General features: G+C 66.5%; 17 protein-coding genes. 7 read left to right on the top strand and 10 right to left on the bottom strand.

Going from position 1 to position 17,104, the window contains the following annotated elements:
- Positions 1-13: 13 nt before the first annotated feature.
- Positions 14-445 carry a VOC family protein gene (locus CEY09_RS27250; RefSeq protein ID WP_088590995.1) on the bottom strand — a complete coding sequence of 144 codons (432 nt, stop codon included), beginning with the start codon at positions 443-445 and terminating at the stop codon, positions 14-16.
- Positions 446-590: 145 nt separating this feature from the next.
- On the opposite strand from CEY09_RS27250, the gene CEY09_RS27245 reads away from it, so the two are divergent.
- The gene (locus CEY09_RS27245) at positions 591-1,454 is read left to right on the top strand and encodes a LysR family transcriptional regulator (RefSeq protein ID WP_035214059.1); all 864 of its coding nucleotides are present in this window, start codon (positions 591-593) and stop codon (positions 1,452-1,454) included.
- 227 nt (positions 1,455-1,681) lie between these two features.
- On the opposite strand, the gene serA is transcribed toward CEY09_RS27245, so the two are convergent.
- The 9 genes from serA to phoB all read right to left on the bottom strand — a co-directional run bounded on the left by serA (position 1,682) and on the right by phoB (position 10,844).
- Entirely contained in the window at positions 1,682-2,878 is a 1,197-nt protein-coding gene (gene serA / locus CEY09_RS27240; protein ID WP_006227204.1) for a phosphoglycerate dehydrogenase, read from the bottom strand.
- A gap of 98 nt (positions 2,879-2,976) precedes the next feature.
- On the bottom strand, positions 2,977-3,435 hold the full coding sequence (locus CEY09_RS27235; protein ID WP_088590994.1) for a DUF411 domain-containing protein: 459 nt from the start codon (positions 3,433-3,435) through the stop codon (positions 2,977-2,979).
- Positions 3,436-3,471: 36 nt separating this feature from the next.
- Complete coding sequence (locus CEY09_RS27230) at positions 3,472-4,401, bottom strand: copper resistance protein B (protein ID WP_088590993.1); 930 nt, start codon at positions 4,399-4,401, stop codon at positions 3,472-3,474.
- Between the two features lie 3 nt (positions 4,402-4,404).
- Positions 4,405-6,117: a copper resistance system multicopper oxidase gene (locus CEY09_RS27225; protein WP_088590992.1), complete on the bottom strand. Its 1,713-nt coding sequence runs from the start codon at positions 6,115-6,117 to the stop codon at positions 4,405-4,407.
- A gap of 19 nt (positions 6,118-6,136) precedes the next feature.
- On the bottom strand, positions 6,137-6,625 hold the full coding sequence (locus CEY09_RS27220; protein WP_088590991.1) for a cupredoxin domain-containing protein: 489 nt from the start codon (positions 6,623-6,625) through the stop codon (positions 6,137-6,139).
- Positions 6,626-6,697: 72 nt separating this feature from the next.
- Positions 6,698-8,098: a heavy metal sensor histidine kinase gene (locus tag CEY09_RS27215; protein WP_088590990.1), complete on the bottom strand. Its 1,401-nt coding sequence runs from the start codon at positions 8,096-8,098 to the stop codon at positions 6,698-6,700.
- On the bottom strand, positions 8,095-8,769 hold the full coding sequence (locus tag CEY09_RS27210) for a heavy metal response regulator transcription factor (RefSeq protein ID WP_006227198.1): 675 nt from the start codon (positions 8,767-8,769) through the stop codon (positions 8,095-8,097). Before CEY09_RS27210 ends, CEY09_RS27215 begins: the two co-directional genes overlap by 4 nt.
- 56 nt (positions 8,770-8,825) lie before the next feature.
- Positions 8,826-10,133, bottom strand: a complete 1,308-nt coding sequence (gene phoR, locus CEY09_RS27205; protein ID WP_088590989.1) for a phosphate regulon sensor histidine kinase PhoR — start codon at positions 10,131-10,133, stop codon at positions 8,826-8,828.
- 12 nt (positions 10,134-10,145) lie between these two features.
- Complete coding sequence (gene phoB, locus CEY09_RS27200; RefSeq protein ID WP_006227196.1) at positions 10,146-10,844, bottom strand: phosphate regulon transcriptional regulator PhoB; 699 nt, start codon at positions 10,842-10,844, stop codon at positions 10,146-10,148.
- A gap of 162 nt (positions 10,845-11,006) precedes the next feature.
- Here phoB and ubiE point away from each other — a divergent pair, with 162 nt between their 5' ends.
- The 6 genes from ubiE to CEY09_RS27170 all read left to right on the top strand — a co-directional run bounded on the left by ubiE (position 11,007) and on the right by CEY09_RS27170 (position 17,013).
- Positions 11,007-11,783, top strand: a complete 777-nt coding sequence (gene ubiE, locus CEY09_RS27195; RefSeq protein ID WP_006227195.1) for a bifunctional demethylmenaquinone methyltransferase/2-methoxy-6-polyprenyl-1,4-benzoquinol methylase UbiE — start codon at positions 11,007-11,009, stop codon at positions 11,781-11,783.
- A 178-nt stretch (positions 11,784-11,961) separates the two neighbouring features.
- Positions 11,962-12,972 (top strand): Tim44 domain-containing protein, encoded by a 1,011-nt coding sequence (locus CEY09_RS27190; RefSeq protein ID WP_088590988.1) that lies wholly within the window; start codon positions 11,962-11,964, stop codon positions 12,970-12,972.
- Between the two features lie 186 nt (positions 12,973-13,158).
- Complete coding sequence (locus CEY09_RS27185; protein WP_006227976.1) at positions 13,159-13,797, top strand: ubiquinone biosynthesis accessory factor UbiJ; 639 nt, start codon at positions 13,159-13,161, stop codon at positions 13,795-13,797.
- Positions 13,798-13,800: 3 nt separating this feature from the next.
- Positions 13,801-15,354 carry a ubiquinone biosynthesis regulatory protein kinase UbiB gene (gene ubiB / locus CEY09_RS27180; protein ID WP_006227977.1) on the top strand — a complete coding sequence of 518 codons (1,554 nt, stop codon included), beginning with the start codon at positions 13,801-13,803 and terminating at the stop codon, positions 15,352-15,354.
- A gap of 180 nt (positions 15,355-15,534) precedes the next feature.
- The gene (locus tag CEY09_RS27175; RefSeq protein WP_088590987.1) at positions 15,535-16,413 is read left to right on the top strand and encodes a ferritin-like domain-containing protein; all 879 of its coding nucleotides are present in this window, start codon (positions 15,535-15,537) and stop codon (positions 16,411-16,413) included.
- A gap of 111 nt (positions 16,414-16,524) precedes the next feature.
- The gene (locus CEY09_RS27170; protein WP_006227979.1) at positions 16,525-17,013 is read left to right on the top strand and encodes an adenylyltransferase/cytidyltransferase family protein; all 489 of its coding nucleotides are present in this window, start codon (positions 16,525-16,527) and stop codon (positions 17,011-17,013) included.
- Positions 17,014-17,104: the final 91 nt, after the last annotated feature.

Here is a 17,104-nt window from a genome sequence, read left to right as displayed (position 1 = left end):
CTCTAGGGGAGGATTACTTGGCGAACAAGGAATCCATGTTCTTGAAGGCCTTGAATTCCAGCGCGTTGCCCGACGGATCCAGGAAGAACATCGTGGCCTGCTCGCCCACTTCGCCCTTGAAGCGGATGTAGGGCTCGATGACGAATTCGGTGCCTGCGTCGATCAGGCGCTTGGACATGGCTTCCCATTGTTCCATGGAAAGCACGGCGCCGAAATGGCGAACCGGCACGTTGTGCGAGTCCACGGCGCTGGTGGCCTTGTGGCCGCATTCGCTGGGCGCCAGGTGGGCGACGATCTGGTGGCCGTAGAAGTTGAAGTCGATCCATTCGGGCGAGCTGCGGCCCTCCGGACAGCCCAGCTTTTCGCCGTAGAAGGCGCGGGCTTCGGCCAGGTCGCGGACCGGGAAGGCCAGGTGGAACGGCGGCAGATTGGTTTGGGCGGTCATGAAAAACTCCGGGGCGTTCAAAAAAAGGTGATGGCTTGCGGCTGCCGCGGTGGCGGACGGCTTTTAGCACCAGGCCATAGTTTAGGTATTGTTTTTTTGATTGAAAAACGATATTTTTTGTGCCTTAGCATCAAAAATATTGATCGTGATCAAAGAGTTCAAAACCTTCATCGCCGTGGCGCGCGACGGGACGTTCACCGGCGCAGGCACCCATCTGGGCCTGACGCAGTCGGCGGTCAGCGCCCAGATCAAGCGCCTGGAGGAATACCTGGGCGTCGAGCTTTTCGACCGCGGGGCGCGGGCCGCCGTGCTGAACGCCCATGGCCGCGAGATGCTGGCGCAGGCCGAAGAGCTGGTCGCGATGGCCGAACGCATGGTCACGACGGCGGGGGCGGGCCAGGTCAGCGGGTCCTTGCGCATCGGCGCCATCGCCTCAGTGCAGCAGGACCTGCTGGTGGACGCGCTGGGGCGTTTCCGGGCCGTCTACCCGGAGGTGCGGGTGCGCATCGTGCCCGGCGTGTCGCTATCGCTGCTGGGGCAAGTGGATGCCGGCGAAGTGGATATGGCCGTGCTGATCCGCCCGCCGTTCACGCTGCCGCCCGAGCTGGGCTGGCACCGCCTGCTGAGCGAGCCCGTGATGCTGGCCGTGCCGGCATCCTTGCCGGACGCGCCCTGGCGCGAACTGCTGGCCGCGCAACCGTTCATCCGCTACGACCGGGCGTCGTTTGGCGGGAGGGTGGTAGATATTTTCTTGAAAAAGCACCGACTGAACGTGCACGAGGCGGTGGAGCTGGATGAGATCGAGGCCATCGCCAACATGGTGCGCCACGGCCTGGGGGTGGCCCTGCTGCCGAAACTGCGGCGCCTGGACATGACGGGCCTGCGGCTTGTGCCGCTGGGCGAACAGGCCTTCCACCGCGAAATCGGCATCATCGGCCGCCTGCCGTTCGACGCGGGCAGCGTGCGCGAAAAAATGGCGGAATGCCTGATGGCGGCGGCGGCCGACTAGCGGCGCCGCTCTGCGGGTGCTGCGCCGATGGAGGATTCATACGGCGTGGACGTAGGATGGGTGGAGCGCGAGATCATCCGGCCAAGAACCCGGATGCCTGGCGCGCGCAACCCATCAAGCGGCGCCGCATTTCTTATCTGATTCAGCCAGAACACAACCGCCGCTTGATGGGTTGCGCGCGTTCGAAAGCGGAGTCCTTGCATCAGGACTCCCGCGCTTCACCCATCCTACAGCCGGTCGCAGCGGACCGTGATGGGGTGGTTACGCAGCGTGGTCATCACCACGTCGTCGACCTGGCCTTCCACGTCGGTGATCACGTAGCCGATCTGGCCCTTGGTCTGCAGGGTCTGGCTGACGATGTTCAGGCCGTGCTGCGCCATCAGGTTGTCCAGCGTGCCGAGCGCGCCCGGGGCGTTGCGGTGCACGTGCAGGATGCGCGTGGCGCCGGCCGGCTCCAGGTAGGGCAGTTCGGGGAAGTTGACCGCGCCCTTGGTCGTGCCGGCCTGCATGAAGCGCACCAGCTTCTCGGCTACTTCGCGGCCGATGTTCTCTTGCGATTCCTGCGTGCTGCCGCCGATGTGCGGGGTCAGGATGACGTTGGGCAAGCCGATCAGCGGGCTGGCCAGCGGTTCGTCCGCGCCCTTGGGCTCGGTGGGGAACACGTCCAGCGCGGCGCCGGCCAGGTGGCCGGACTTCAAGGCGGCGTGCAGGGCGTCGATGTCCACCACCGTGCCGCGCGAGGCGTTGATCAGGATCGCGCCGCGCCGCATGCGGCCGATCGTTTCCGCGTTCATGATGTTTTCGGTGGACTTGCCGCCCGGCACATGCAGCGTCACCACGTCCGCCTGCTCCAGCAGGTCGTTGAGCGTCCCGGCGGGGCGGGCGTTGCCCAGCGGCAGCTTGGCTTCCACGTCGTGATAGATGACGCGCATGCCCAGGCCTTCGGCCAGGGTGCTGATCTGCGAACCGATATTGCCGTAGCCCACAATGCCCAGCGTCTTGCCGCGGGTTTCAAAGGCGCCCGAGGCGCTTTTATCCCAGTGGCCCAGATGCACGCGCGCATTCTTTTCCGGAATCCGGCGCAGCAGCAGGATGGCTTCGCCCAGCACCAGCTCGGCGACCGAGCGGGTGTTGGAGAAGGGCGCGTTGAACACCGGGACGCCGCGCTGCATGGCGGAATCCAGGTCGACCTGGTTGGTGCCGATGCAGAAGCAGCCCACGACGCGCAGGTCCGGGCTGGACAGCAAGGCGGCGTCCAGGTGCGTGCGAGAACGGATCCCCGCCACGTGCACGCCACGCAGGGCTTCCTGCATTTGCGCCGGCGGCAGGGCCGCGGCGTGCGTGACGATGTCGGTGTAGCCGGCGGCTTCGAAGACCGCGCGCGCGCTCGGATGGATGTTCTCGAACAGGACGATTTTTGCCATGACTGCCAAGGGGTGGGTGAAGAATGCGTTTTATTTATTGTGGCGCATTTTTGCTGCAGTGCAAGGAGTAGCCATTGGGGCGGTGTGGATGAATTGTTTCAGCGGTACGCCTGGAAAACCTTGGCCCCGCCGCGCTTGTCCACCAACAGCACGTCGTGCGGCGTCTTGCGGCCGCCGTATTCGGGGCCGTCCATGCCAGGCGAGCCCAGCGGCATGCCCGGGGCGGCCAGGCCGGCGGCGTCGGGCTTTTCCAAGAGCAGGCGGCGCACGTCGCTGGCGGGCACGTGGCCTTCCAGCGCATAGCCGTCCACCACCGCGGTATGGCACGACCCGTAGTCGGTCATGCCCGCGTTGCGGCGGATGGGGCCGGTGTCCTGCACATCGTGCGTGGTGACGGCAAAGCCGTTGTCGCGCATGTGCTTGACCCAGTCTTCGCAGCAGCCGCAGGTGGGCGTCTTCCAGACTTCGACCTTGGCGGGCGTTTGCGCGGTGGCGAAGGCGGGGGCGCAAAGGGCCGCGGCCAGGGCCACGCGGCGCGTGATACGGGAAATGTTCATGAGGCTCCTTATTGATATGAGGGGCGTGGCGCCGGGTCAGAACCAGAACCGGACGCCCGCCATGACGGCCGTCTGGGACCGGCTGGCTCCGGCGTCCGACGCATAGCTGGCAGTCTGGCCGAACTTCCGTTCAAAGGAGACGCCGACGTAAGGGGCGAACTCCCGCGTGACCTCATAGCGTAGCCGCAAAGAGAGCGACCCTGTCGACAGGCCCGATCCGATCCCACGTTCGGGGTCGCGCTTGCCGTACAGGCTGGCCTCGAGTTCCGGTGTGAAGATCAGGCGCTGGGTCAGCAGCAGGTCGTATTCGGCCTTCACCGCCAGCGCCGTGCGGCCGGACGATCCCACATAGGCGGTGGTCTCCAGTTCGATGTTGTAGGGCAACAGGCCTTCGATGCCGACGGCGGCCCAGTTGCGCTTGGGGCCGGTGCCGATGTCTCGGCGGGCGCCCACCTGCAGGTCCCAGAAGGGCGCTACGGCGTGGCTCCAGAAGGCTTCTACCTTGCCGTCCGAGCCGCCGCCGTTTTCGCGTTCGCCTTCGCTCTTGATAAGCAGGCGGTCGGTGGCCGAGCCGACCCAGAAGCGGCCGTCCCAGTCCAGGGCGTTTTCGCCGTCGCGGTTGCGCGTGACGCCGAACTTGTCGAACAGCACTTGCCAGGTGGACGCGTTGTCCATCATGTGGGGGTGGATGCCGTAGCTGTCGTAGCCGCGTTCGCCCGCGCCATCGCTCGTCGGCAGGCTGCCGATGGGCGGCGCGTCCGAGGCCGGGGCGGCGCGATGCCCCATCGCGGCGTGATCCATGGCGGCGGGCGCCGGCGCGGGGCTCATGGCGCCGTGATCCATGCCGGGCATGCTGGAATGGTCCATCGCGCCGTGATCCATGGCCGCGGGTTGCGCGTGGGCGCCCACGGCGCCCAGCGTCAGGGCAAGGGCGCAGGCGCCCAGCAGGTTGCGTTGCGTCGTCATCGCTTACTCCACCACGACCGCTCTGAACATGCCGGCCTCCATGTGATACAGCAGGTGGCAGTGGTAAGCCCAGTGCCCGCGTGCATCGGCGCTGACGCGGTAGCTCAGCCGTTGTGCCGGATTGAGGATGATCGTGTGCTTGCGCACCTGGAAGGTGCCGTCGGGCGACTCCAGGTCGCTCCACAACCCGTGTAGATGGATCGGGTGCGTCATCATGGTGTCGTTGACCAGCACGAAGCGCACGCGTTCGCCATAGCGCAGCACGATGGGCTTGGCGTCAGAGAACTTCACGCCGTTGAATGACCACATGTAGCGTTCCATGTTGCCCGTCAGGTGCAGTTCGATTTCGCGGGACGGCGCGCGGTTGTCCTCGGGTTCACGGATGGAATGCAGGTCTGAATAGGTCAGCACGCGCCGGCCGTTGTTGCGCAGCCCCACGCCCGGGTCATCCAGCCGCGTCGACACCACGTCGGGCAGCATGGAATTGCTGACGCCGCGCTCGGTCGGGTAGGGATGCTTGACCTCGACCATGCCGCCTTGCCCCGCGGGTGCAGCCCCGTGGCCGCCGTGGTCCATGCCGGGCATGCCGCCCATGTCATGCGCCATGCCCATGTCCATCATGCCGAGCAATTGCACGCGGTCCAGCTCGGGAACGTCGGCCTGCATGCCGGCGCGCGGCGCCAGCGTGGCGCGGGCAAAGCCCGAACGGTCCATGGCCTGAGAGAAGATCGTGTAGGCGCGCTCGTCCTGCGGTTCGACGATCACGTCATAGGTTTCGGCCACGCCGATCCGGAATTCCTCCACGTCCACGGGGCGTACGTCCTGGCCGTCGGCGGCCACCACCGTCATCTTCAGGCCGGGGATGCGCACGTCGAAGTACGTCATCGCCGACCCGTTGATGAAGCGCAGCCGGATGCGTTCGCCCGGCTTGAACAGCCCGGTCCAGTTGCCCGCGGGCGTGGCGCCGTTGGTCAGGTAGGTGTAGGTGGCACCGGACACGTCCGCCAGGTCCGTCGGCGTCATGCGCATCTGTTCCCACATCAGCCGTTCAGAGAGCGCGGCGCGCCAGCCGCGCTCCTGCGCGTCCGCGGCCAGGCTCTGGACGCTGGGCTGGATGCGGTTGTAGTACTCGGGCATCACCTTGAGCTTGTTGAAGAGCCGCATCGGGTCTTCGTCCGTCCAGTCCGACAGCAGCACCGTGTAGTCGCGGTCGGATGCGATGGGATCGCGGCGGCGCGGATCGATGACGATGGCGCCGTACAGGCCGGTTTGCTCCTGGAAGCCCGAATGGCTGTGATACCAGTACGTGCCGCTTTGGCGCACCGCGAAGCGGTAGGTAAACGTTTGTCCCGGATCGATGCCGGGAAAGCTCAGGCCCGGCACGCCGTCCATCTCGGTCGGCAGCAGGATGCCGTGCCAGTGGATGGAGGTCTGCTCGCGCAGCCGGTTGGTGACGTGCAGGGTCACCGTGTCGCCTTCGCGCCAACGCAGGAGGGGGGCGGGCAGTTGGCCGTTGACGGTGGTGCCGATGCGGGCGGCGCCCGTGAAGTTCACGGGCGTTTCGCCGATCTCCAGATGGAATTCGGAACCGTGCAATTCGTTGGCGGGCGCGGGCGAGGCCAACGCGGCGCGCCAGCCGCCAAGTGCGGCCAGCGCGCCGCCGGCGGCCAGGCCCTGCACGAAACGGCGGCGGGCAAGCGGGGGAAGGGTGCTCATGGAAGAAAGGCGTCGGGCATCAAAGCACCGACACCGCTCCCTTCATGCCGGCGCTGTAATGGCCCGGTTCCAGGCAGCCGAAGGACACCGTGCCCGCCTTGTCGAAGCGCCAGACGATCTGGCCGGTCTTGCCCGCGTCCAGCGACACCGCGTTCGCCTCTTCGTGGCGCATGCCGGGGTCTTTCATCATCATGTCGTAGTGCGCCTTCAGGTCGGCGTCGGTGCCCAGCACCAGCTCGTGGCGGATCTTTCCCGAATTGCGCACGTTGATGCGCACGGTCTCGCCCGCCTTGACCTCGATGCGGTCGGGCGTGAAGCGCATGGCGTCGGTCATGTCGACATCGATGGTGCGCGTGGCGCGGGCGGCGTCGCCCGGCTTGCCGATGGGCGTGGACGCGGCCGGCATGGACATGCCGTGGCCGGCGTGCTCGCCCGCGGCTTGCGCCGTGCCGGCGACCAGCAGGGCCAGCGCGGCGGTTTGGATGAAGCGGATCAGGGTGTCTTTCACGAGAATCCTTGGAAAGGGGGGATCGTGATGACACTGTAGGAAAGCCGGGGTGACCCGATTCTGTCGTCCGGATTACGGTTTTGTAATGTTCCCGGAGGCTGCCGGCGGCACGGGCCCGCGCAATGTGATGCCCACGATCGTGCCGCGGGCATCGGACACCGCGTCCACGTCGCCGCCGTGCATGCGGGCGATGGCGCGCACGATGGCCAGGCCCAGGCCGTGGCCTTCGCTGCGCGGCGCGCGTGTCTGGCCCGACCGGAAGAAGCGGTCGAAAATGCGGGGCAGGTCGGCGGGCGGAATGGGCGCACCGGGGTTCTGCACTTCCACCCGCGCGCCCGACGGCGACGCCGAGCAGCGCAACACGATGTCGTGCCCCGCGGGCGTGGCCTTGATGGCGTTGGAGATCAGGTTGGCCAGGGCGCGGCGCACCAGGCCGGAATTGGCGGTCACCGTGGCGTCGCCTTCGCAGCGCAGGCGCACGCCATGTTCCTCCAGCGTGGCTTCGTAGTATTCGGCCACGCGCCGGGCCTCGGCGGCGAGCGACACCGGGGCCAGGTCGGCGGCCAGTTCGCCGCGGTCCGCGCGCGCCAGGAACAGCATGTCGTTGACCAGCTTTTTCAGGTCTTCAAGCTCTTCCAGATTGGATTCCAGGGCGTCGCGCAATTCGGCCGCGTCTCGCGGCGACGACAGCATGACCTGGGCGCCGTTGATGAGCGTGGCCAGCGGCGTGCGCAGCTCGTGCGCGACGTCGGCGTTGAAACCTTCCATCTGCTGGTAGGCCGCCTGCAGGCGCTCCAGCGTGCGGTTGAACGAGCGCACCAGTTCGTACAGTTCGCGGTCGGTGTCTTCCAGCGGCAGGCGCCGCGCCAGGTTGTCGGGCTGGATGCGCGCGGCCTGCTCCGACAGCCGGCGCGTGGGCGCCATGCTGCGGCGCACGGCCCAGGCGGCCAGCACTACCGTCGCGCCCACCCATAGCGCGCAGATCAGCACCAGGGCCGTGCCGTAGGCATACAGGAACTGCGAACTGGTACGCGTGCTGACCGCCACGGTCAGTTGCGCGCCCGGCAGGATGCGGTCGTTCATGGCGACCCGCAGGCCTCGCATCCGTCCGCCGTCTGCCGCCTGCAGCACGACCTGCTTGCCGTCCACGGTGTCCAGCGTTTCGGGGGCAGGGCCGCCATAGACGGCCTTGCCCTGGGCGTCCACGATCCAGATGCCCAGCTGGCCCTGGCCGGCGCGCATCTCGTCGAATGTGGCGGCCAGGTCTTGCAGGCCGCTGGCGCTGTTCTGCATGTCGATCAGGTGGTCGATCAGTTCCAGCTTGCCGTTGACCTCGGTGATTTCCTGGCGCTCGACTTCGCGCTTGAGCGCCCAGAACAAGGTGGCGCCGGCCAGGCTGGAGACCAGCAGCGCGATGGCGCCCAGCAACAGGGTCAGCCGCGCCTGCATGGAACGCACGCGCGGCGGCTTCATTCCGGGCGTGACTCCAGCACGTAACCCATGCCGCGCACGGTGTGCAGCAGCTTGGCGTCGAACGGGTCATCCAGTTTGCTGCGCAGGCGGCGTACCGCGACATCGATGACGTTGGTGTCGCTGTCGAAGTTCATATCCCAGACCTGTTCAGCCAGCGTGGTGCGCGACAGCACCTGGCCCTGGCGGCGCAGCAGCAGCGCCAGCAGGCTGAATTCCTTGGCGGTCAGGTCCAGCCGGCGGCCGCCGCGCTGGGCGCGCCGGCGCGCCAGATCCAGCTCCAGGTCGGCCAGGCGCAGCAAGGTGGGCTCTTGCGTGCGACCGCGGCGCAGCAGCGCCTGCACGCGCGCCAGCAATTCCGAAAACGCGAAGGGCTTGACCAGGTAGTCGTCGGCGCCGCCTTCCAGGCCGCGCACGCGGTCTTCCACCGCGTCGCGCGCAGTCAGCATCAGGATAGGGGTGTCTTTCTGCGCGCGGACGGACGCCAGGATGCCGAAGCCATCGACGCCCGGCAGCATCACGTCCAGCACGATCAGGTCGTACTCGCCTTCCAGCGCCAGATGCAGGCCGTCCACGCCGTCGCGGGCAAGGTCCACGACATGGCTTTGTTCCGACAGCCCCTTCTTCAGGTAGTCGGCCAATTTGGGTTCGTCTTCGATGACCAGGATGCGCATGGCCCGGAATTTACCATCCGCGCCGGACGGCGCGGAGGGTTCCAACGTGGCAACGTTTACGCGGGCTCGTCGATGGCGATGCGCTCGGCGGGGAAGCGCAGCGCGAAGACGCTGCCCTTGCCCGGTTCGCTGGTGATGAGCAGTTCGGCGTCGTGGCGCATGGCGATGTGCTTGGTGATCGCCAGGCCCAGGCCCGTGCCGCCCACGGCGCGTGAGCGGCCGCGGTCCACGCGGTAGAAGCGTTCGGTCAGGCGTGGCAGGTGGCGTGCGGGAATGCCGATGCCCGTGTCCTGCACGCTGTAGCGCGCGCCGCCGTCGGCTTCGCGTTCCCAGCGCACGGTGATCGTGCCGCCGTCGGGCGTGTAGCGCACGGCGTTGGTCAGCAGGTTCGACAGCGCGGAGGTCAGCTCGGTTTCGGCGCCCAGCACGTCGAGCGTGTCGTCGATGTGCCACTCCAGAACATGGCGTCCGCCCGACAGCGCTTCGATCTGCTGGCGCGCCTTCTGCAGCAGCGCGCCCATATTGATGGCGCGCGGATCGCTGCCCGGCGACGATTCCAGCGTGGACAAGGTCAGCAGGTCTTCCACGATGGCCTGCATGCGCTGGGCCTGCTCGTGCATCATGTCGATGTACTGCGCCCGCTGCTCTTCCGGCAGCGCGTCGGCCGGCATGTCGCGCAGCGTTTCCAGGAACCCCGCCAGCACGGTCAGCGGCGTGCGCAGTTCGTGCGAGACGTTGGCCACGAAGTCGCGGCGCGTGGTTTCCAGCCGTTCGATCTGCGTGACGTCGCGGGTGATGAGCAGGCGCTGATTGCTGGCGTAGGCCGTCAACTGCATCATCATCAGGCGTTCCTGGCCGTTCTGGCCCAGGCGCACCAGGATCGGCTCGGGCCAGGCAGGCCGGTGCGCGTATTCCACGAACTCCGGCGCGCGAAGCAGGTTCAACAGGTTATGGCCGCGGTCGGCCGGCAGGCGCAGACCCAGGTGCTGGCGCGCCATGCGGTTGCACCAGTCGATCTGGAAGTCCGCATTCAGGGTGACCGCGCCGTCCGGCAAGGCCTGGGCAGCGGCCAGCATGCCTTGCATGGTGTCGCGGGTTTCGGCCAGTTCGCGGGTACGGGCGCGGGTGTAGCGGTAGAGGGGGGCGAGGATGTCGTCCCAGGGCCCGACGGAGGCGGGGGGAGAGGTGTCCGGGTGGTTGGCCCATTGGGAGACCAGCGTCAGCCTCCAGCTACGCCAAAGCAGCATGGCGGTCAGCGCGGCCGAAAACACTATCCAGCCCAACGGGTCTCCTATGAGCCATTGCGCCAGTAATGAAATCACCGCCCACAGGGCGACCAGGAAAAGTGTGCGCAGCCAGATCATCGTGCGGGAGTTTTACCGCGTCGGGAGCTGTGCCGTAAACCGGTAGCCGCTGCCGCGCACGGTTTCCACGTGCGCGTCGTGGCCGCTGGGTTCCAGGGCCTTGCGCAAGCGGCGGATATGGACGTCCACGGTGCGTTCTTCAACGAACACGTGGTCGCCCCAGACCTGGTCCAGCAGTTGCGAGCGCGAGAACACGCGCTCGGGGTGGGTCATGAAGAAGTGCAGCAGGCGGAATTCGGTGGGGCCGATCTGCAGCGACTGGCTGTTGCCGGACAGGCGATGCGTCACCGGATCCAGCTTCAGGCCGCCCACGTCGATCACGTCGTCGGTCAGCTGGGGCGCGCGGCGGCGCAGCACGGCCTTGATGCGGGCCATCAGCTCTTTGGGCGAGAAAGGCTTGGTGATGTAGTCGTCGGCGCCGGCCTCCAGGCCGTCCACCTTGTCCTGCTCGGAACCCTTGGCGGTCAGCATGATGACCGGGACGGCGCGGGTGCGCTCGTCGTTGCGCAGCTTGCGCGCCATGGCCAGGCCGGACGTGCCGGGCAGCATCCAATCCAGCAGGATCAGATCGGGGAGTTCGGCGCGGATCAAGGTCTGGGCCTGGTCGGCGTCGAAGGCGCGCAACACTTTGTGCCCCGCGAAAGACAGGTTGACGGCGATCAGTTCCTGGATTGCGGGTTCGTCTTCGACAACGAGGATAGTGCTGGACATGGCGAATTTGGCACACTTCGGAGCGCCGGCGCGGCGCGAACATTGCGATAGTATGGCCGCAATATTTCAGGTATGTGACCGCAGGGTGCTGCCGGGGCAGGTTCTCTGGCCGCCGCCGGGTGCCCGATAGGCTACCATTGAACGATATATCGGGAATTCACCATGCAAAACCCCTCCGAATCGCAACATTCCGCGGATTCCAATTCGCAATCCACGCATTTCGGCTTCCAGACGGTGCCGGAAGGCGAAAAAGCCCGCAAAGTCGCTGAAGTCTTCCATTCCGTCGCCCAGCGCTACGACGTCATGAACGATTTCATGTCCGCCGGCCTGCACCGCGTCTGGAAAGCCTTCACCATCGGCCGCGCGGCCATCCGCCCCGGCATGAAGGTGCTGGACATTGCCGGCGGCACGGGGGACCTGGCCAAGGCCTTTGCCAAGCGCGCCGGCCCCACGGGTGAAGTCTGGCTGACCGACATCAACGATTCCATGCTGCGCGTGGGCCGCGACCGCCTGACCGACGCGGGCCTGCTGCTTCCCACCGCGGTCTGCGACGCCGAGCGCCTGCCGTTTCCTACGGGGTACTTCGATCGGGTCAGCGTGGCCTTCGGCCTGCGCAACATGACCCACAAGGACCGTGCCCTGGCAGAAATGGCCCGCGTGCTCAAGCCGGGCGGCAAGCTGCTGGTGCTGGAGTTCTCGCGGGTGGCCAAGCCGCTGTCGCCTGCCTACGACTGGTATTCGTTCAACGTGCTGCCGTGGCTGGGCAAGAAGATCGCCAACGACGAAGCCAGCTACCGTTACCTGGCGGAATCCATCCGCATGCATCCCGACCAGGAAACCCTGGCGGACATGCTGCGCACCGCCGGCCTGGACCGGGTGCAGTACTTCAACCTGACCGCCGGCATCGCCGCGCTGCACGAGGGCGTGCGCCTGGGCTGAACTTGGCCCGTCCATAGGATGTTTCGTCACCCCACGGGGAACTTGTGGGCTGGCGTCTTGTCCGTTATTCTTACGTCATTCAGATTACTGTAAGAAAAGTCGCGACTATGGTCCCGCTGTCCGTGGGACTCCCCGCTGCTCGGGGCAGCGGGGGCGCGAGTACGAGGGAGCAAACTCTATGACCAAATTCTGTTTTTCGCGGTTTGTCGCCGCGGCGCTCATCGCCATCTCTGGCGCGGCGTTGGTGACGGCGTCTTTTGACGCCGAAGCCCGTCGTGCAGGCGGCGGCAGCAGCGTCGGCCGTCAATCCTCCAATGTGACCCAGCAACGCCAGGCCACGACGCCTCCGGCGGCAGCGAACAACACGGCAGGCGCCACCGCCGCTCCGGCAGCCGCCGGCGCAGCGACGGCCGGCGCCGCGGGTGCCGCCGCCAAGAGCGGCGCGTCGCGCTGGCTCGGCCCCATCGCCGGCATCGCCGCTGGCCTGGGCATCGCCGCCCTGCTGTCCAGCATGGGCCTGTCTGGCGCGTTCGCCGAATTCCTCGGCTCCGCGCTGCTGATCGCCGCGGTCGTGTTCGCCGTCATGTTCATCATCCGCCGCCTGCGTGGCGCCGCGCCGCGCACCGCGACGCAAGGTGCCTTCAACGGCGCCAACAACGCGCCGGGCCAGCAACAGCAGCCCATGTGGCGTGAAGCGCTGAAGCCGGCTGCCGCCGCGCCGGCCGCTGCTGCCGCACCCGTGGCCGCCGCGCCCGTGGCTCCTCCGGCCGTGCTGCCCAAGGCCGGTGAAGACAACAACTGGTTCGTGCCGGGTGATTTCGACACGCCCAACTTCCTGAAGCAGGCCAAGGAACAGTTCGTCCGTATCCAGGCCGTGTGGGACAGCGGTAGCACCGATGGCCTGCGCGACTTCCTGACCGACGACCTGATCACCGAGCTCAAGCCGCAACTGGCCGAGCGCGGCGCCGCGCCCAACAAGACCGAAGTGGTCCTGCTGAACGCCGAAATGCTGGGTATCGAGACCGTGTCCGACGGCCACCTGGCCAGCGTGCGCTTCTCCGGCATGCTGCGCGAAGCCCCGGGCACCGAGGCCTTCCGTTTCGAAGAAGTCTGGAACCTGTTCAAGCCTGCCAATGGCGGCTGGCTGCTGGCCGGCATCCAGCAGATCCCGGTGGATCTCGCCAGCTAAGGCTGGCCGGCCGGGTCCGATTCCCGCCTCCGTTGCGGATGCCGCAAGGCGTCTGCTTGAACCGGCCCTTCAAGGGCCGGTTTTTCCATGTCCTTTCCGCAAAACACGCACCCATCTAACCCGTTACACTCCCGATTTAGCCATTAACTTCGGCAACCCCCGGCACCGGGGCCGTTGCAGACCGTCATGCTGCCTTTTTCGTTCCTGCCGACTCCCTCGCGACTGGCTGTCAGCGCGCTCAACGCCCTGTTGAGGCGCGAGGACTGGGCGCGCGAGCGCCTGGCGCGCCACGCTGGCAAAACCGTGCGTTTCGCGCTGGGGGGCTTCACGCTGGGCCTGACGATCGACAGCGAGGGCTTGGCATCCCAGGCCGACCCGGCCGTGGTGCCCGACGTGACGCTGACCGTCGCCCCGGAAAAGTTGCCCCTGCCGCGGCTGGGCGCGGACCGCGAGGCGCCCGATTTCGCCGAAGCGACGCACATTTCGGGCGACGCGGCGTTGGCGCAAGTCGTGGCGGACCTGTCCAAGCAACTGCGCTGGGACCCGGAAGACGCCCTGGCCCGCGTGGTGGGCGATATCGCCGCGCTGCGCATCGTGGGCGGCGCCCGGGCCGCGGCTGACGGCGCGCGTACGGCCGGCCGTCGCCTCGCCGAGAACGTGTCTGAATACCTGGCGGAAGAAAGCGGCGTGCTGGCGGGCCGTCCGGCGCTGGAGCAATGGCGCCTGGACCTGGCCGAACTGAATGCCCGCGCCGATGCGCTGGCGCGTTCGGCCACCGCCCTGCAAACCCGTCTGGCGGCTGCCAGCGCAAAGCGGGGCGCCTGATCCATGTTTCCCCTGCTGCGCCTGTTCCGCATCATCCTGGTTTCGCTGCGCTACGGTCTGGACGAGCTGGTGCTCTCCAGCCTGAACCATCCGCTGGCGACTTGCCTGCTGCGCGTCATCCGTCTGGGCACCCGGCCGCGTCAGCCGCGCGGGCAGCGCCTGCGCTTGGCGCTCGAATCACTGGGCCCCATTTTCGTGAAGTTCGGGCAGGTGCTGTCCACCCGCCGCGACCTGATCCCCGCCGACATCGCCAACGAGCTGGCCTTGCTGCAAGACCGGGTGCCGCCGTTCCCGTCCGCGCAGGCTGCCGCCTGCATCGAAGCGGCGCTTGGCGCGCCGCCTGAAAAGCTGTTCGCGCAGTTCGAGGTGGACCCGGTGGCCTCGGCCTCGATCGCCCAGGTGCACTTCGCCGTATTGCACGACGGCCGCGAAGTCGCCGTGAAGGTGCTGCGCCCGGGCATGCTGAGCATCATCGAAAAAGACCTGTCGCTCTTGAAGATCGTGGCGCGCATCATCGAGCGCCTGGGCGCCGATGGGCGCCGCCTGAAGCCGCGCGAAGTCGTGGCCGAATTCGACAAGTACCTGCACGACGAGCTGGACCTGGTGCGCGAAGCCTCCAATTGCAGCCAGCTGCGCCGCAATTTCGGCCCCGAGTCGGGCCGCGGCGACATGCTGATCGTGCCCGAGGTCATCTGGGAATACACGGCGTCCACGGTGTTCACCATGCAGCGCATGTACGGCATGCCGGTGGGCCAGGTCGAGCGCATGCGCGAAGCGGGCATCGACATCCCGACGCTGGCCCGCACAGGGGTGGAGATCTTCTTCACGCAGGTGTTCACCGACGGCTTCTTCCACGCCGACATGCATCCGGGCAACATCTACGTGTCGGACCGCCCCGACACGCTGGGCAGCTATATCGCGCTGGACTTCGGCATCGTCGGTTCGCTGTCCGAGTTCGACAAGAATTACCTGGCGCAGAATTTCCTGGCCTTCTTCCACCGCGATTACCGGCGCGTGGCGCAACTGCACATCGAGTCGGGCTGGGTGCCTGCCGATACGCGCGAAGAAGAGCTGGAGGGTGCCGTGCGCGCCGTGTGTGAACCGTACTTTGACCGGCCGTTGTCCGAGATATCGCTGGGGCAAGTGCTGCTCCGCCTGTTCCAGACGTCGCGCCGTTTCAATGTGGAGATCCAGCCGCAGCTGGTGCTGCTGCAAAAGACGTTGCTCAACGTCGAGGGATTGGGCCGCCAGCTCGATCCCAACCTGGATCTCTGGAAGACCGCCAAGCCCTATCTGGAACGCTGGATGCGTCAGCGCGTCGGATTCAAGGGGCTGCGTCAAAGCCTGGAAAAAGAAGCCGTGCAGTGGTCTCAGATGCTGCCCGCTTTGCCCAGGCTGGTCCATGACCACCTGAGCCGCCCGAACGTCTCGCCCGCCCTGCTGGCCGAGATGGTTCACCTGCGGCGCGCCCAGGAACAAAACAACCGGCTGGTTGCAGCGCTGGTTGGGGTGCTGGCTCTTGCGATCGGGGTCGCAATATGGGCCTTGACCCGGTAGGCGGCGCGATGATCTAGACGAACCCTGTCATGTTTCATTCATGAAACGGTCATCATAGCTTCGCGGGAGACGGCGAAAAATAGCGCTGCGGTGGATGAATGCAGCGTCACGCCGAAAAGACGCGCGCGCCATTCATTAATTTTTATCGCCCCACAAGCGGGACGAATACAAGGGCAGACCATGCTTTATCCTGAACTCTTCAAGACCATGGAAGCCGTGCGCTGGAACATGGCCCACGACATCCCCTGGGGGGATTTCGATCGCAGCAAGCTTTCCGACGAGCAAGCCCAAACGATCAAGATGAACGCCATCACCGAATGGGCGGCGTTGCCGGCGACGGAAATGTTCCTGCGCGACAACCGCGGCGACAGCGATTTCTGCGCCTTCATGTCGGTGTGGTTCTTCGAAGAACAGAAGCATTCGCTGGTGCTGATCGAATACCTGCGCCGTTTCTGCCCGGATCTGGTGCCCACCGAAGAAGAGCTGCACAACGTGCGCTTCGAATTCGATGCCGCGCCCGAGCTTGAAACCCTGATGCTGCACTTCTGCGGCGAGATCCGCCTGAACCACTGGTACCGCCGCGCCGCCGAATGGCATACGGAACCGGTCATCAAGGCCATCTACAAGACCGTCGCGCAAGACGAAGCCCGCCACGCCGGCGCCTATCTGCAGTACATGCGCCGCGCGCTGCATGACCGCGGCCAGGACACGAGCGAACAGGCCCGCCTGGCGTTCTCGAAGATCGGCGTGCTGATGGCGTCGGCCGGCCGCACCCAGCAGGCGTTGCACCCGACCAACCTGCACGTGAACAAGGACCTGTTCCCCAACGACACGGTGCAGTCGCGCTTGCCCGAACCGGGCTGGCTGGAGCACTGGCTGGACACGCAGATCCGCTTTGACGGCATCTGGGAACAGAAGGTCGCCTCGCGCATCCTGCACATCCTGTCCAAGCTGATGGACCGCAGCTTCGAAACGGTGAAGGACCTGAACCGCTACCGCAAGGAAATGACCGCGCTGGTGGTCCCCAAGGAAAAGAAGATCATCCTGGCCGGTACCTGATCGGCAGGTGTTGCGGGGCGGCCCTGGCGCGGCCCCGCAGCCCATTTCGGGTTGTTTTCGGGTTGTTTTGGGCCTGCAGAGGGGCGGCAGGCGGGCGGATATAATCGCCGCATGTCCGCCGCCCGTTTCGAATCCAAAGTCCTGTCCCGCGACGAATGCGTCGCCGCCGTTGCCGCTGGCCGCCTGCCGCGGCCGCTGGTGTTCACCAATGGCGTCTTCGACATCCTGCACCGCGGGCATGCGACCTACCTGGACCAGGCCGCCCAACTGGGCGCGACGCTGGTCGTGGCGGTGAACACCGACGAATCGGTGCGCCGCCTGGGCAAAGGGTCCGAGCGCCCGCTGAACCGGATGGAAGACCGCGCCGCGCTGCTGGCCGCGCTGGGTTTCGTGACCGTCGTCACGTCCTTCCATGAAGACACGCCCGAGGCCTTGATCGGCGAGCTCAAGCCCGACCTGATCGTCAAGGGCGGCGACTACGACATGGAAAAGCTGCCCGAAACCGCGCTCGTCAAGACATGGGGCGGCCGCGCGGTGGCGATCCCCTTCGAATTCGAGCGCTCGACCACGGCGTTGGTGAAGAAGATCCAAGGCGCCTGATCCGGCGTGCAGGAATAAGAAAAGCGGCCTCGCAGGCCGCTTTTCTTATTCCTGCGCACGGCTTGATGGGTTGCGCGCGATGGGCATGCGC

Source organism: Achromobacter marplatensis, assembly GCF_002209535.1.
Lineage (GTDB): Bacteria > Pseudomonadota > Gammaproteobacteria > Burkholderiales > Burkholderiaceae_B > Achromobacter > Achromobacter marplatensis.
The sequence above is the reverse complement of the archived record's forward strand: the minus strand, read 5'-3'. Positions and strand labels throughout refer to the sequence as shown.

Bases quoted from the DNA above. Each gene is read 5' to 3' on its own strand.
- CEY09_RS27250 (WP_088590995.1), bottom strand. From the start codon at position 445: ATGACCGCCCAAACCAATCTGCCGCCGTTCCACCTGGCCTTCCCGGTC.
- serA (WP_006227204.1), bottom strand. From the start codon at position 2,878: ATGGCAAAAATCGTCCTGTTCGAGAACATCCATCCGAGCGCGCGCGCG.
- CEY09_RS27235 (WP_088590994.1), bottom strand. From the start codon at position 3,435: ATGAACATTTCCCGTATCACGCGCCGCGTGGCCCTGGCCGCGGCCCTT.
- CEY09_RS27230 (WP_088590993.1), bottom strand. From the start codon at position 4,401: ATGACGACGCAACGCAACCTGCTGGGCGCCTGCGCCCTTGCCCTGACG.
- CEY09_RS27225 (WP_088590992.1), bottom strand. From the start codon at position 6,117: ATGAGCACCCTTCCCCCGCTTGCCCGCCGCCGTTTCGTGCAGGGCCTG.
- CEY09_RS27215 (WP_088590990.1), bottom strand. From the start codon at position 8,098: ATGAAGCCGCCGCGCGTGCGTTCCATGCAGGCGCGGCTGACCCTGTTG.
- CEY09_RS27210 (WP_006227198.1), bottom strand. From the start codon at position 8,769: ATGCGCATCCTGGTCATCGAAGACGAACCCAAATTGGCCGACTACCTG.
- phoR (WP_088590989.1), bottom strand. From the start codon at position 10,133: ATGATCTGGCTGCGCACACTTTTCCTGGTCGCCCTGTGGGCGGTGATT.
- phoB (WP_006227196.1), bottom strand. From the start codon at position 10,844: ATGTCCAGCACTATCCTCGTTGTCGAAGACGAACCCGCAATCCAGGAA.
- ubiE (WP_006227195.1), top strand. From the start codon at position 11,007: ATGCAAAACCCCTCCGAATCGCAACATTCCGCGGATTCCAATTCGCAA.
- CEY09_RS27190 (WP_088590988.1), top strand. From the start codon at position 11,962: ATGACCAAATTCTGTTTTTCGCGGTTTGTCGCCGCGGCGCTCATCGCC.
- CEY09_RS27185 (WP_006227976.1), top strand. From the start codon at position 13,159: ATGCTGCCTTTTTCGTTCCTGCCGACTCCCTCGCGACTGGCTGTCAGC.
- ubiB (WP_006227977.1), top strand. From the start codon at position 13,801: ATGTTTCCCCTGCTGCGCCTGTTCCGCATCATCCTGGTTTCGCTGCGC.
- CEY09_RS27175 (WP_088590987.1), top strand. From the start codon at position 15,535: ATGCTTTATCCTGAACTCTTCAAGACCATGGAAGCCGTGCGCTGGAAC.
- CEY09_RS27170 (WP_006227979.1), top strand. From the start codon at position 16,525: ATGTCCGCCGCCCGTTTCGAATCCAAAGTCCTGTCCCGCGACGAATGC.